Here is a 14,108-nt window from a genome sequence, read left to right on the forward strand (position 1 = left end):
ATTTCTTCCTGAGCGATTCCACTAATACTCAAAAGTTCTGTTCTTCTACCTTTAATATTTCCTTATTTACTGGACACTTTATTTTCCAGTTTTAATCCACTGTCACCCTTACCTGAGGATCATACATTTTATTTTCATTTGCAATAAACATAATACTTTTTCCTTAGCGTTTATTTCCCCTACCACATTATGCTACCAATGTATTTTTAATGAATCCTCAGTTTTAGAATCTTTGAAGAATTTTTATAACGTTTCTTAATCTCTATGAGGCTATTAAGAATAATGTTTGTTCCGCAGGTATATGGGTTAGATATTAAGCCATCAATATCTATAGAAAAATTTACACTATGACTCCCATTTTCTATATAATCATTCTTAACCACTATTAATGAATTTTGTTATGGAAATGTTGAAATTCGTACACAATGGAAAACTCATTCTTTTATTAATTTATTATTAGATTTAGCTATTGATTAAGATGGCTTCTTGTCATCCCTTGTTCGAAGCCAATTCATCTCCCACCTACTCACTGGGCTGTGATCCTTCACGCTCCTTGAGGAAGGAGTCTTCTTGGCTAAAACGGTAAATTTTGTAAAGGATCTTTTGATAGATTACTTATTAGCTTACCTGAAGAAATCTCTTAGTTGTTGATTTGCTAACCTTTCTTGTTTACTATCAATCAATAAAAAAAGATTTTTTTGTTCAAGGGCTACTTTAAAATCTTAAGTTGATGGATGTGTGAACGTACCCCTACTAATATTCTTGCTTTTAAACCATTATTACTGTATTATATTTACGTAGTAATATGAGGATTATGGTATATAAAAAAGGAATCAAATCTATCAGTAAGATTTAAATCCTTTTCCAAGGCAAAAAGATTTTGCCAAAATCTAATATAATTTATGCTTGTCTTTTTAATATGTATCTAGTAAAAACATATTTTTTATCAATAGAATTCTGTTTTCAATGATAGGAATTAGTGTTCTAAACAAGGAACCATACAAAGTGATCTGAAAAACCTAAGAGTTATTGTATGTAGTTTGCTCATCTCCCGGTACTACAATAAAAGAGCCTTACCTCTCTAGGCAAGACTCTACTAGTTTAGTTGTATAATATTTACATGATAACTAAGAAACAAAAAACATATAACACCAAATAGCAGCACCCTATTATTCCTCCTACAGCTAATACCTGTTTAACCCAACTCTTAAATTTTTGATTACTGTAAATCGCTTGCACTCTTTCCATATTTCCTCCTATTAATGAGAACCCTTATAGACTCTCACCTTGCTATGGTAACATTAAAAAATGGCTAATAGAGGCCTAATGTATAAATATGCAATATTGCATACATAAATGTATTGTTATAATTGTAAGCGTTTACTATAATAAGGTTATAAAGATTCACCACATCTTAATAAGAAAAAAGAGGAGCGAATAATATGGAAATCGCAATGGCAGTTTTAAAATTTATAGGTGGAGCAATCCCATTAATTCAAGAACTTCTAAAAGCATTTATGTAAATTCACTATTTAGCAATTATTTATAAAAATTATCATACAAATGATCTGTATATCAAAAATGAATTGATTTACAGATCATTTGCGTGAGCAAGGTCCCTTTAACATGATTAAGGGAATTTTTTAATTTTTAAATACTTAAGGTTACACCACATTAACATCAAGTTAGCAAAACAAAAAGAAAAATACGCACCCTTCCTATAATTCTACAAATGGAATAGCATATTTTTCATTTTTGGGGCCTTAAAAACTTTAACTTCATGGTGATGGGGTAACAATTCTGATTTAGAGATAAGATCAGTTTATACAAAGATTACCCACCGATATGTGGAAGATAAAGAATACACTTGCGAAATTAAAACGATTGAATTAAAGAACTTGATGTTAGTATGGTGAACAGAATATGAAAATCACTTAAAAAATCGTAATCTTCACAAAAAAATACCAAGACCCCCCTCCTCTCCAGGGCAGTCTTGGTATTTTTTACGTTCACATACAAATTATTATTTGTATTGTTGCATGTGTTCTTTGTTAAATCCTATACGTCTACCTTACCATTGATAAGCAATGACTAATATCTCTCCTTTAATCGTACTGATTATCTATACCATGTTTTAAAGGAACTATCTTGACTAAAATGATAAAACAAGAAATTGAAATAAGCACCTTTTTTATTTTGTAAACTGTAAAGCTTCCATTTTATATGAACCAGAGTTAAGTTTAAAGGAACTAAATCGTGCGTTTTCTCTTTATTCAACCATTTAACTTACTAACACTTTTCATAAGATATTTACACACTGCATTTAGGTAAAGAAATACAGAAATGTGTTTTTTTCTTTGTACTATCTAAATTTATGCTCCCTCCATGTTTTTCTACTATATGCTTAGCAATAGTTAATCCAAGACCTGATCCCCCATTATTTTCTCGAGAATCATCTACTCGAACAAATGCATCAAAAATACTCTGTTTCATATCCTCAGGTATTCCAATTCCATTATCTATAATGTTTATATATACTTTGGTTTTATCTTCAATTAACGATACAAAAACGGTCGTACCTGCCGCATTATACTGTAGAGCATTAGATATTATGTTAGAGATAGCCCGGTATAATAGCCTGTTGTTAATTGGAGCAATCACTTCTTTAGAGGGAATTTGATATTGAAGGATTAAGCGCTTCGCTTGAAATAAATCATAATATTCTACAAGCAATTCACGAATAAACTCAGATACATCAGTTGGATGTACTTCAAAAGGGTAATCAGAATGCTCTAATTTAGACAGTTCAAAAATATCTTCAGTTAACACCGCAATGATTCGAATCTTATTATATATTACATTCAAGGTTCTTTCTCTTTCACTTTTTTCTGTAATGATCCCTAGTTGTAATGCTTCAACATAACCTTGAACGGTTGTAATTGGTGTCCTTAAATCATGAGACAAATCTACAAGCATCTTCTGCTTGGTTTCTTCCAACCTCTTCTTCTCTTTTTCTATTTTATCGAGTTTTTCCGACATAACATTAAACGAATGCTGTATTTGCATTAACTCAAAATATGTTTCATAGTTTAACCTTTTATCATATTTCCCACTAGCAATTTTCTCAAATCCAGTTGCTAGTTTATCCAATGGCCTGGTTATTTTCCTAGCAATTTGCCTACTAAATATATATACATTCATAGAGAAAAATACAAAAAATAAAACGATTGTAGTAAGTAATATCTTATAAAAAACATATACGTATTCCTCATTTTTATCAGAAAACGTATATTCATACTTTATTGCTTTTTTAGGAACCTTAACAAGGCAATATAATGTTTCACCTTTTTTCGTTACAAATGTTGCTACAGATGAATAATAAGGAAGTTGATCATTATCAAAAAATAAAGTAGTAAATTCTCTTTGTGAATATGATAAAAGCTTATCCTTTTTTTCCCCTTTGGTATAGATAACTTGTAAATTTTCATTAAGAATTTCTACCCAACCACCAAATGATTCTATTGATTCTGAATTAATAGTTTCAAAGTTTTCACGCACTACTTCACTTGCTTTTAAATTATTTAGCTCTCCTAGTTGCTTTTCTGTTTGGTACATCAAAAATATAAATAAGATTATCACCGTGAAACCTATTGCTAGTGCAAATATAACGTAATTTTTAATTAAGATATATAAAACTTTATTTTTCATAAAGTTCTTCCTTCCTAGCAAATCTATACCCAAGTCCCCGGATCGTTTTTATATAAACTGGATTCTTAGGAGAATCCTCTAATTTCTCTCGTAGTCTACTAATATGAACCATAATCGTATTATCATCTGCACAGTAATAATCAGACCATACACTTTCAAAAATTTGTTTTTTAGTAAATATTCTCCCTGGTTCTTCCATAAAAAGTGCTAAGATTTTATATTCCGTAGCACTGAGAGAAATGGATTCGCTTGATTTATAGAGTATACAAGAATGATGATCTAATACTAAATCACCCATATGAATTTGCTTCTCCTTACCTTCTACAGCCTTATCATTAAATTCATAGGATCTTCTAAGGTGAGCTTGAACTCTAGCTATAATTTCTAAAGCACTAAATGGCTTTGTAATGAAGTCATCTGCTCCAATCCCTAAACCGATAATTTTATCTACTTCTTGAGATTTGGCTGACAATATAAGTATCGGGAATTGTAACGTCTCACGAATCTTTTTAATTAATTGATAACCATCCATTTTGGGCATCATAATATCAACAATAGCTAAATCAATATGATTTTCTTCTAGACACTTTAAGGCAACTTCGCCATTTGAAGCCTCTACAACAAAAAAATTTTCCATTTCTAAAAAAAGTTTTAAAAGATCAATAATATCTTTGTCATCATCAACGATTAATATATTTTTTTTCATACTCTCCCTCGCATCGGTCAGAATTTTCAAAAACCCATTTAAGGTTATTGTAAGGTAAATGAAAGTGACATGAAAGACTAACCGTTTAATATACAGGTATGAATTAAAAAAGGAGGCATTATCACATGAAAAAATTTGTTGGAATTGCGTTAGCAGCTGCCATTGGAATTGGAGGTTTAGGAACTTTTGCTACTACTAAAACTCACGCAGCAGTAAACAATCAAGAATCAAAAAAATCGGGTTATCAAGTATCTGACGTGCAAGGTGAATTTATGCACATTAAAGTGGGGAAACCTTGGTCAATGACGCCAAACGGAAAACAATACAAATATGTCTTATTTAGTGAAAACAAAATTTATGTAAACCCTAAAACTGGTGTAGTAACAGCATATGAAGAAGGAGCAGCTGAAGGCAGAGTACTCGATAAAAATGGAAATGTTGTTGCTATTTGGTATATCACGGCTTTTAAATAATGAAGGGTTAATTTTACAAGGTCGAAAAGAGCATCTTTAAGTTTATTATGAAAGTAGTAAAAGAATTTCAAAACTTGTAATTAAACTAAAATAAAAAAGCTTATCCTTTAAAACGTAATGATAAGCTTTTTTATTATTCTTTTCATTTTTTGTTTTCGGAAGTATTTCTTTAAGATGATAGCAATGTGGTGCTATCCCATCTATATAAAGCTAAAACTTTATAGTGCCCCAAAACGGAAACAACGAGTTGCATTTATATAAATAGCTTTTGGAAAACTAATAATTTTGTTTAGGGATACTTTAAGATTTTAGCTTAAATGACATATAGTTTTACCTCATACAGATTGATTAGAATATTAAACTTAAACGTGTTATTTTTAGCATTCTAAATAATCGGGTTCAATGTATTTTTCTGTTTCAGGAGAGCTTTTAATTTCTATAGGATATTTCTTAAAAGCTACAACAGTAATCCTATCTTCTTGAACTAAACTTCTGGATTCATTTATAGAAGAGAAACCTGTTCGCGTTAAAAAATTGTATAGAGAGGATTTTGTCATCCAAAAACTAGTAACATTATCTAATGATGCCCATTTTGATTTTAAACGTTCTTCTATTGATGAATTAGCAGAGTGTTCTAGCATTGTGTGTCCCTTATATTCATAATTATTATAAAGTACTGATACATTAGGAGTAGAAGTGATATGAGTATCAATTATTACAAACCTTTTGCATACTTCATACACTTTTTCTAAAAAGGGGAATACATCTGAGCAGTCTAAATGATATAAAATACCAGAACATAAAACAATATCAAATTGACCATATTTTTCAGCACTTAAATTTCTTACATCATCTTGATAAAAAGTTAAGTTTTCCAACCTTAATAAATCTTTAGCGAATATAGCTTTTTGTATGTTTGATTCTCTTCCTTCTATCCCTACAACAGTTGCTCCTTGCATAGCAAACTCAATAGCGTAATGCCCCTCTAAACAAGCTAAATCTAAGATTCGAAGATTTTTAAAATCACATTGTGTGATATCTTGAATCATTGTCACAATTTTTTTTAATGCAGGATTTGGTTGTCGAATATCTCTTGTATATAGAGTATCCGTTAATTTAATATCATAAGCGGTCCATTCACCATATTTACGAATAATGTTTTCTTTTTCGAGAACAAAATCTTTCATGATACATTTCGCCACCTTTAACATAATATTATCTGTAATATATATCTTTATATGATCAATATATGTGTGTATAACTTGTATTTAGACGTAGGTAAACATTTTAAAGCTTGTCACTTTATCATGTGGTACGTCAACGATCCCTTCTTTTTGGGAGCCACTCGCAAATTTATAAAAATAGGCAGCTCAAATAGTTAACTAATTAAACTACCTATTCATCTCACCTATCTAAATTATAGAAATAATTCTAATTTAACTAATTAAGATTTTTTCTTTTACATAGAAAATCTTATTATATTCATTTTTAACCATAGCCAGTGCAAATGTCATAATGATAAGTAGGACACCACATTGCTATCAAGATAAGCAAACAAAATACTCCTTAAAATAAAATGAAAAAATACATTATTTTTTCTTATAAAAGAAAAGCAAAGCAAAGAATAAACTTTAATATGTATTAATCCAAACAAGAGAAGATGATTCATGTGAAACAATTTACTAAATTTCCTCTGACATTTTTAGTTATGTTCCTAGCCAATTTAGCGAACTATTATTTTATCCTATTTATGTAATAATAAAAGCCTTCCTAATTATAGGAAGGCAACGTTCTAAAATGAAAACCTATATTTGATTACTAATTAAATTACCTCAAACTGATAATATACACTTTTCCCATTCTCCCTAGTTACTTTAATTTCAGCAAATCCTTTACCAATGACATCCATTCTAACCTTTCCATTGCCCTGTACTGTATATTTGACAACTTTTTCTCCATCTATTGTTGTATGCTTTGCTGCAACTCCATCTTCTGTTCTAGATTGACCAACACGCCAACAGTCACTGCACTTTTTTGTGCTCTTAGATATCATTTCATTTTTTACATGTACGCTGTTAGTAGATGCATCAGCAATACCATTTGTACTCAACAAAATTATGGAAGTTACTAAACCTATTCCTAGTTTCTTTAACATTATTTCATCCCTCCTGTGATAATTCATAATTTTATATTAAACTGAGATTCTTTCAGGTAACTTTCATTTACCTTACAATAACCTTAAATCCCTTTCTGTAGATATCGAATTCTTTGGAAGAAAGAATTCACATATTCATCAATTTAAAAGTTGTAAAAGGAATTCAAGGCAAAAAATTATACACCTTCACTTGAGAATATCAATTTTCTCATTTTAGGCATTTCGTTTATTATCTTATTAGGAATGTGGAGACATATTAGGCTTTAGAAACCTTATCTTTTCCGTCTATTACGCTGACCTTTCCTTAACGACATACAAGACATCCAGTGTTAAAGTCACCTCTTATTTCCTTTACCAATGTCCATTTGGTCCAAAATAAAAAGTTCACCAATTAAGGCGAACTTTTTATGTACTATTGCTGTGAGTTTCGTTCACATCATTCTGTCCGTTATTTGAAAAACAAAGAAGTTTTTCATGATATATAATATGTATCTCTAAAAATAATGTGCTTATACCCAATTTCTTTTTAGGTGTTAAATCTGTTCATTATTGTGTAATTTCTATATAACAAAGAAAACATACTAAGATTAGTAGTGTAGACCAAGGCATTGGTTCGCACTACTATTTTTTATATAGTAGAAGTGAAGAAAGGGTCGTGGGTGCTTTGGGATTTTGAATCCGTAAAAAAAACTGACCTTCTTCACTTACCTTATTTGAATTAGTTTTTAGTATGTTGGTCCTCGAGATCGTGTATAAGAAATGGGAATCGATAAGTGTAAGATGAAGACTTCAATTTTCCATCAGGAGGAACTTTATGAGACACGTAATTGCTTTTGATATCAGTATGGGTAAAAGTTATATGGTGATTTATTATGCACAAAAACAATGTATCTTTGAAAAGGAAATCCAACATTTGAAGCCTGATTTTAAAGAGCTACAAAAAAAGATATATGAGCTTACCGAGAAAACTGGTAAATTACCTGAAATTGTGTTCGAGGCAACAGGAATTTATTCTAGACAGCTAGAACGATTTATGCAGGTAGTTTTTCTGTAAAGAAATATAATTCATATTAAACCAATGACTAAAACTAGGTTTTATGAGGATGTTTTCAGTTTGATCACACACTAAGTTTAGACTTCTTGAATTTGAAAGTATAAACATTGCCATGTTCAAGTAAAGGTTTGAACATATTTTCCATATAGATTGGCCCTACATTATTAGCTAATGAAGGTGAAATTTCTTTATAAATTAAAGAAGGAAAATTTATTATAGTATTTTAACTTAATATACAAAACAATATTAGTACACCTATGACACTCTAAATTGTCACAGGTATATTTTCTAAAACTCTTTTTTATCACCCTGTTTTAACTCCCTCCCCAGCCCCCTACATTGTAATTTTAATAATCTAGTCTCGGCACATACCTTTTTTTTGTAGAAAAACTATAGTACAATAAATAACCAAAAGATCTATTTCCAGATTGTCCCCATTTATGTACCTTTCAGTTCATTTTCTGCTATTAGTTCCTTTGTTACATACATCAAATACATAATGACTGGGAAAATTAGATAACTAACAGTTTTACCTTTATCAGTAATAGGATGCCTTTCTTCGACTAGAGCGACTTTTATTATTAACAGAGTTCCCCTAGATCAAATGTAACAATTTATGAGTAGAAGAATATTTTCTGAACTTTAATGTAATGTAAAATTAGTAAAGAACGTATTTCATGAAAAAATGTTAACTAATAAAGAATTAGAAGTGATCATGTGAATAAATTATTACTATCATGTTTATTAGTTACATTCTGTCTAAATACCGCAGGATGTTCTAATGATATGACTATACTAAAGGATAGTTCTAAACCTTCAACACCTACGAAGGTTAAATACATTAACAAAGCGTGGTACAAAAAATATATACCATGTAATAGTTTATGATAAAGGTCATAAGGCGAAATTATTATATATTAATCACGATATAATTAATTGTTCTAAATCTACCTAAAAAGACTATCAATAATGGTGGTCTTGTTTATATTGGTGAGATTGTACTAGTATGATAGAATAGATTTAACTGTATGACGTAGGGTGGTTGGTTGCTGTCCTTTCTCTTTTTTTATGTAGAGGGAAAGGAGGTGACTCCTATGATGGAATATTTACTGTCTTTGCTACAGGATTTGTTGAAAGTATTTTTGACAATTCTTGTTACCGGTTATGGAAACAAACTGGTGAGTAATATTAGCAAAAAACGTAAAAGAACCTCCCTACGCCGTCGGAAGCAAAAGGGAAGTTCTAGAAAAAGAAAATAACTTTATTTAGTAACTACCCGCCTTACGACAACAGTTACCAGAAGAGATGTATCAAGCATCTCTTCTTTTATTATATACCCAATATATTACTGTAATACTACTGTAGTAATAATTATAACAAATGAACATAAAAAATCAATGAGTAATGGACAAAAGAAAAGACACCCTAAGGTGCCTTCTTCCGACTTGAGCAATCCTATAGTAATGCGATGTCGATTAATAAAATAATTTATATAAATAATTCGCTATATCTTTATGTACCCTAGCTGATATAATGTACAAGGAATTTATTGGCTAATTAATAACGCACACATATATTAGGGAGGTACATAAGTCATGGAATTAATAATTTCTTCATTTGTATTAGTAGTAATATTCTTTATTCTTTCGATAGTTTTAAGTGGTAAAGGTCAGCGAATAGCAAAAGAAGTTTTAAAAGAGCTTATTAATGGTCCTGAGGGGAAAATGTTGGTAGGTTTTTTTGGATCTGCAGCAGTTACAGGAGTAATTTTTGTCATTTGGCTTCTATTAAATTAAGCATTCCAGTTACTCAGTCTGATACAAGGTGCAAGAAAATTACTGGATAATTAAAGGTACATAAGCCATGTTAGAGGTAATTACGGCATTTTTCTTACTAATTCTCCATTCCATTGTTTATCTCTTTTCAAGTGGAGAAACTAAGCAAATAGCAAAAAAACATATAAAAGAAATTCTTAATAGGCCGGATGGAGTAATAATATTAATTGTTGCTGCGGCACTTTTAATCGGGGGGATATATTTATTATCACAATGATTTCAAATACCTTAGCTTAAAACGTATAAGGAAATTAAAAGTATACAAATAGTACAATTATAAATAATGATATTTATAATTGTGTTTTTTTTCATATTTATCATATCTATTATTCTTTCATTATTTTCAAAAGGTGAAACTCAACAAGAAGCAAAAGAAGTTGTAAACGACATTGTTACTGGTTCTAATGGGAAGATACTATTAATCGTTGCTGTGGTATTTGTAATTGGAGGGATATTTATTGTTGGTAGTATTGTAAATGATGGCTATAAATCACCTAAGAATCCAAGTATGCGAAACGATCGTACACCTTTAAATTGTGCTCATTATGGTGGAGAATGGGACACCGGTGGTCTTTTTGGAGAAGCTAAATGTGTTTATAATAAAACTTATGAATCGGATAATAAATAATATATAAAGGCCTTATCTTTTCTATAGGAAGATGAGGATTTTTTATGCATAAAAAAGACACCTAAGGTGCCTTTTTCTAATGTGTTTACATCCTTAATTGATTGTAAATTGATTTGAATACGTGAATTCACCACGATATTTAATTACAGCGACATAATTACCACTTGTATAGCTATCTGTGATAGGTGTTTGCCAAATTTCTGTTCCAGGAATAAATTCTGGTTCTATTGTTTGGAATCGTTCTAGGGTACCATTTGTGTGGATTTTATAAATTTCCATTTGCGCACCAAAATGTTCCCTACCAAAGTGCTGTGTTAAGTAAAATGTATCACCAGTTATTAAATTCCCAATCTTCCAATCAGGTTGGTATGTACTTTCCTCTGAATTTTGTAAATCCATAATGGTTTTGAATCCCCAATCATCATTAAGTGGATCTGAGTAAGCTGCAGCTGCTTGTGAGGTAGGCTTACTCATTTCTACTGCAGTAAACCCACTAAATGTTAACGCTCCAATTAATGCTATTTTTCCTAATTTCATTGTTGTTTCCCCCTACCAAATTTCAGAATTATTTAAAATCATATACAAACAATAATATAATTAGTTGTATTATATTTCAAATATTTTCTAAAAAAATCCAAAAATAAAAAGACACCCTAAGGTGCCTTCCTCTTACTTATGAATCAAATTTATATTTTGTTCACTTTATTCAGTATGGTGATGATGGCCTTTGTATAGCAATAGAACCAAATCACGCTATAAGCATTAGCGGACATCAAAACATTCAAAATCGGTCTTTTATGTCCGCTAATACTTAACGTAAGTTTTGGTTCCGTTGCTACACAGACGACTATATCCTCTCTACTGACTGTGGTTGCATTTTCAAACAACAAAATTATAAAATCTATTTATATAATCTTAATGATTTAAATTCCTCGTATTCCCTCATTCTCTTGTAAAATGTCGCTTTCTTCATGCCAGCCTTATCCATGTACTCAACAGCGTTGATCTTTCCTACCTTCCATTCCTTACTATCCTCTTTCATGTACCAAACATTAGAATTGAAACCTTTGAGATTACTGTTCCCTTAACTACAAAGAAAACGCTAAACTTCATATATACTTCTGAGGATGTTATGTAATACTAATTGGTTTTTATGATAATTATTCGTAAGTGGATAATTCACTACGCGCCTCTTCTATTGTATCCCTAGCAATTCTTAACGATTTTAAACATTTGTCTAATTTCGCTAAATCTGTTTGGCTCGCAGCATCTCCATAGTTGTCTATAACAAATTGCAAGTTATCCATCGCCTTTAAAATAGATGAATGTAGACCCTTTAATTCTGTTGGGGGTTCTACATATCGTACACTTGAGATGAGATAAGACATTTTATAGAAAACATCGCCTACTTCTGAAACCCACGATTTGTTTATAGTACCCTTAATTTCTGCATCAGCCTCTAAAATTCTAAATCGGGTTGCCACATCAGATAGGTCCTTTAAATAATCATCCATTACCCATGCATAATGCTGCTTGTCTAAATGTTTATAATCACTTGTTTCGGCTCCTTGCTTTACTTCTTTTTGATTTCCTATATTTTTTTTATCCGCAGTGAATTCCTCAACTGCTGCTGTAATGGTTTTTATACCTTTTTTGCTACCAACAAGAGCGTCGATAGTTAAAATACTACAGATAAAAATCACAAACATGGCAATCCACTTAGCCCATTTCAGCATAAAAAAACTCCTTACTTAATATATTTCTCCTAAATTATAATACAGGATTAACGTTCATTATAAACAACATGTCTCTTTACCTAATACCTTACCTTCTGTTTTTCCAAAATCGACATCTTTAAGTAAATCTATATCATGTCAAAAACGATGTTTAAATATTGTATCATTAAATTAAAATATAACAATATTATATTTTCCTATCAAAAATATTTTTCCAAACCAAAATCATTCATAGACTCTTCTTTTCACCATTAAACCTAATTTATACATATTGAACTACCCCCACTTTCACTTCGTTTAGAAGTGAGGGATTCCTAAGTAAAGAGTTCTATCGAACTCTAATTGATTAGGCTAACCCCGCAGTCCTTGCGGTTAGAAGCCTTATCGCTTCATTCTTTAGATTGATACTTGCGTTAATATCTCTATCATGATGTGTTTGACAAGAAGGACAGTCCCATTCACGTAGGTTGAGATTTTTAACGTCTTTATTTTGATACCCACAACAAGAACATAATTGGCTGGAAGCAAATGTTTTCGATACGACAATGACTTGTTTGCCATACCATTTTGCTTTGTATTCTAACATGGATCGAAATTGCGACCAAGATACCTCACTAATTGCTTTTGCTAACTTATGATTCTTTAACATATTCGATACTTGCAAATCCTCTATACCGATAACATCGTGGTTTTTGATGATTTCAGTTGAAATTTTGTCCAAGTAATCTTTTCTAGTATTTGATATGTATTCATGAATTCTAGCTACCTTTACTCGTTGTTTATTCCAGCGAAAAGATCCTTTCATTCTTCTAGAAAGCACACGCTGCGCTTTCGCCAACTTATCTTCTAATAATCGGAAAAACTTCGGATTTTCATAGTGTGTTCCATCTGACAAAATAGCGAAATCTTTTAGTCCTACATCTATTCCAATGTAAGAATGTGTTTTCGGAAGTTCTTGTACTTCTGTTTCAACTAATAGTGACACAAAATATCTACCAGAAGGGTTCCGTCTAACTGTAGCATTGATAATACGCCCCTCTACTTCGCGACTTTTGGCAAATCGAACAAGGCCTAGTTTCGGCAACTTTATTTTGTTCCCTACAACGGCAATGTTTTCATTTGTTTGTTTTGTGGTATAAGATTGTACGTTGTTCTTCTTAGATTTAAAGCGCGGTGCGCTGTTTTGTTTTTTGAAAAAGCGCATATAAGCATCCGCAAGGTTGCGAACAGACGACTGAATCGCGATACTATCCACTTCTTTTAGCCAAACAAGCTCTTTCTTCATGGCAGGTAGTTTGGCAGAGCATGTACCATAGGTCAAGCCTTTTCCTGTCTCTTTGTATGCGTGATCCCATAAGGATAGGAAATGATTGAATACAAAGCGAGAACACCCAATCGTTTTGTTGATTAGAATTGCTTGTGCCTGATTTGGATAGATACGAAACTTATAGGCTTTATTAATCATTATTTGATTCACCTCCATTTCGGTATATAACTATTATACACCAAACGTACATTCGATAGGTAGTCGAGTAACAATTTCTGTATGTCGAACAATTAAGATGGCTTCCTGCCATCCCTTGTTCGAAGCCAATTCATCTCCCACCTACTCACTGGGCTGTGACCCTTCACGCTCCTTGAGGAAGGAGTCTTCTTGGCTAAAATAATAAATAAAAAAAAGAGGATCGCCCCATACTAGAGCTGGTATTATCCCCTATAGGTAGACAGTAAAAAAAGAGTCCATCTGATATGATGGACTCAATACTGTTTTATCTGGAGGGGATTTTTTTATGGCAAGAAAAGGACAATCATT

Annotated in this window: 12 protein-coding genes and 2 pseudogenes; 7 read left to right on the top strand and 7 right to left on the bottom strand. The window is 31.3% G+C overall.

Going from position 1 to position 14,108, the window contains the following annotated elements:
- Nucleotides 1–1,336 precede the first annotated feature (1,336 nt).
- A pseudogene (locus ACTFRH_RS22250) lies at nt 1,337–1,523 on the top strand (hypothetical protein).
- 787 nt (nt 1,524–2,310) lie between these two features.
- Here the strand turns inward: ACTFRH_RS22250 and ACTFRH_RS22255 are convergent.
- Nucleotides 2,311–3,708, bottom strand: coding sequence for a sensor histidine kinase (locus ACTFRH_RS22255; RefSeq protein ID WP_000792428.1), 1,398 nt, complete (start codon nt 3,706–3,708; stop codon nt 2,311–2,313).
- The gene (locus tag ACTFRH_RS22260) at nt 3,698–4,414 is read right to left on the bottom strand and encodes a response regulator transcription factor (RefSeq protein ID WP_000739374.1); all 717 of its coding nucleotides are present in this window, start codon (nt 4,412–4,414) and stop codon (nt 3,698–3,700) included. The genes ACTFRH_RS22255 and ACTFRH_RS22260 overlap by 11 nt, the downstream gene beginning before the upstream one ends.
- Nucleotides 4,415–4,539: 125 nt before the next feature.
- On the opposite strand from ACTFRH_RS22260, the gene ACTFRH_RS22265 reads away from it, so the two are divergent.
- The gene (locus ACTFRH_RS22265) at nt 4,540–4,887 is read left to right on the top strand and encodes a hypothetical protein (protein WP_000714876.1); all 348 of its coding nucleotides are present in this window, start codon (nt 4,540–4,542) and stop codon (nt 4,885–4,887) included.
- A gap of 377 nt (nt 4,888–5,264) precedes the next feature.
- Here ACTFRH_RS22265 and ACTFRH_RS22270 read toward each other — a convergent pair whose 3' ends face one another.
- Both ACTFRH_RS22270 and ACTFRH_RS22275 read right to left on the bottom strand, forming a co-directional pair.
- A complete protein-coding gene (locus ACTFRH_RS22270) occupies nt 5,265–6,074 on the bottom strand; it encodes a class I SAM-dependent methyltransferase (RefSeq protein ID WP_000651399.1) in 810 nt (269 codons plus the stop codon).
- 635 nt (nt 6,075–6,709) lie between these two features.
- On the bottom strand, nt 6,710–7,042 hold the full coding sequence (locus ACTFRH_RS22275) for a hypothetical protein (RefSeq protein ID WP_000914230.1): 333 nt from the start codon (nt 7,040–7,042) through the stop codon (nt 6,710–6,712).
- 814 nt (nt 7,043–7,856) lie between these two features.
- On the opposite strand from ACTFRH_RS22275, the pseudogene ACTFRH_RS22280 reads away from it, so the two are divergent.
- The 5 genes and pseudogenes from ACTFRH_RS22280 to ACTFRH_RS22300 form a co-directional block, all read left to right on the top strand.
- Nucleotides 7,857–8,081, top strand: a pseudogene (locus ACTFRH_RS22280) (hypothetical protein); the annotation flags it as partial.
- Nucleotides 8,082–9,190: 1,109 nt separating this feature from the next.
- The gene (locus ACTFRH_RS22285) at nt 9,191–9,355 is read left to right on the top strand and encodes a hypothetical protein (protein ID WP_165375055.1); all 165 of its coding nucleotides are present in this window, start codon (nt 9,191–9,193) and stop codon (nt 9,353–9,355) included.
- A 336-nt stretch (nt 9,356–9,691) separates the two neighbouring features.
- Nucleotides 9,692–9,892 (top strand): hypothetical protein, encoded by a 201-nt coding sequence (locus ACTFRH_RS22290; protein WP_000420168.1) that lies wholly within the window; start codon nt 9,692–9,694, stop codon nt 9,890–9,892.
- Between the two features lie 67 nt (nt 9,893–9,959).
- Nucleotides 9,960–10,148 (top strand): hypothetical protein, encoded by a 189-nt coding sequence (locus ACTFRH_RS22295; RefSeq protein WP_000895160.1) that lies wholly within the window; start codon nt 9,960–9,962, stop codon nt 10,146–10,148.
- A 66-nt stretch (nt 10,149–10,214) separates the two neighbouring features.
- Nucleotides 10,215–10,559: a hypothetical protein gene (locus ACTFRH_RS22300; RefSeq protein WP_000576235.1), complete on the top strand. Its 345-nt coding sequence runs from the start codon at nt 10,215–10,217 to the stop codon at nt 10,557–10,559.
- 93 nt (nt 10,560–10,652) lie between these two features.
- Here the strand turns inward: ACTFRH_RS22300 and ACTFRH_RS22305 are convergent, their stop codons facing one another.
- The 3 genes from ACTFRH_RS22305 to tnpB all read right to left on the bottom strand — a co-directional run bounded on the left by ACTFRH_RS22305 (nt 10,653) and on the right by tnpB (nt 13,760).
- Nucleotides 10,653–11,096: a DUF5065 family protein gene (locus ACTFRH_RS22305; protein ID WP_000765882.1), complete on the bottom strand. Its 444-nt coding sequence runs from the start codon at nt 11,094–11,096 to the stop codon at nt 10,653–10,655.
- A 623-nt stretch (nt 11,097–11,719) separates the two neighbouring features.
- Nucleotides 11,720–12,295, bottom strand: a complete 576-nt coding sequence (locus ACTFRH_RS22310; RefSeq protein ID WP_000922179.1) for a hypothetical protein — start codon at nt 12,293–12,295, stop codon at nt 11,720–11,722.
- A 346-nt stretch (nt 12,296–12,641) separates the two neighbouring features.
- Nucleotides 12,642–13,760 (bottom strand): IS200/IS605 family element RNA-guided endonuclease TnpB, encoded by a 1,119-nt coding sequence (gene tnpB, locus ACTFRH_RS22315; RefSeq protein WP_000608424.1) that lies wholly within the window; start codon nt 13,758–13,760, stop codon nt 12,642–12,644.
- Between the last annotated feature and the right edge of the window lie 348 nt (nt 13,761–14,108).

This window comes from Bacillus cereus group sp. MYBK216-1 (assembly GCF_051916495.1).
Taxonomy (GTDB): domain Bacteria; phylum Bacillota; class Bacilli; order Bacillales; family Bacillaceae_G; genus Bacillus_A; species Bacillus_A thuringiensis_K.

What these genes read in the sequence shown, in the direction of transcription:
- ACTFRH_RS22270 (WP_000651399.1), bottom strand. Translation starts at nt 6,074, where the DNA reads ATGAAAGATTTTGTTCTCGAAAAAGAAAACATTATTCGTAAATATGGT.
- ACTFRH_RS22290 (WP_000420168.1), top strand. Translation starts at nt 9,692, where the DNA reads ATGGAATTAATAATTTCTTCATTTGTATTAGTAGTAATATTCTTTATT.
- ACTFRH_RS22275 (WP_000914230.1), bottom strand. Translation starts at nt 7,042, where the DNA reads ATGTTAAAGAAACTAGGAATAGGTTTAGTAACTTCCATAATTTTGTTG.
- tnpB (WP_000608424.1), bottom strand. Translation starts at nt 13,760, where the DNA reads ATGATTAATAAAGCCTATAAGTTTCGTATCTATCCAAATCAGGCACAA.
- ACTFRH_RS22295 (WP_000895160.1), top strand. Translation starts at nt 9,960, where the DNA reads ATGTTAGAGGTAATTACGGCATTTTTCTTACTAATTCTCCATTCCATT.
- ACTFRH_RS22255 (WP_000792428.1), bottom strand. Translation starts at nt 3,708, where the DNA reads ATGAAAAATAAAGTTTTATATATCTTAATTAAAAATTACGTTATATTT.
- ACTFRH_RS22310 (WP_000922179.1), bottom strand. Translation starts at nt 12,295, where the DNA reads ATGCTGAAATGGGCTAAGTGGATTGCCATGTTTGTGATTTTTATCTGT.
- ACTFRH_RS22285 (WP_165375055.1), top strand. Translation starts at nt 9,191, where the DNA reads ATGATGGAATATTTACTGTCTTTGCTACAGGATTTGTTGAAAGTATTT.
- ACTFRH_RS22265 (WP_000714876.1), top strand. Translation starts at nt 4,540, where the DNA reads ATGAAAAAATTTGTTGGAATTGCGTTAGCAGCTGCCATTGGAATTGGA.
- ACTFRH_RS22260 (WP_000739374.1), bottom strand. Translation starts at nt 4,414, where the DNA reads ATGAAAAAAAATATATTAATCGTTGATGATGACAAAGATATTATTGAT.
- ACTFRH_RS22305 (WP_000765882.1), bottom strand. Translation starts at nt 11,096, where the DNA reads ATGAAATTAGGAAAAATAGCATTAATTGGAGCGTTAACATTTAGTGGG.
- ACTFRH_RS22300 (WP_000576235.1), top strand. Translation starts at nt 10,215, where the DNA reads ATGATATTTATAATTGTGTTTTTTTTCATATTTATCATATCTATTATT.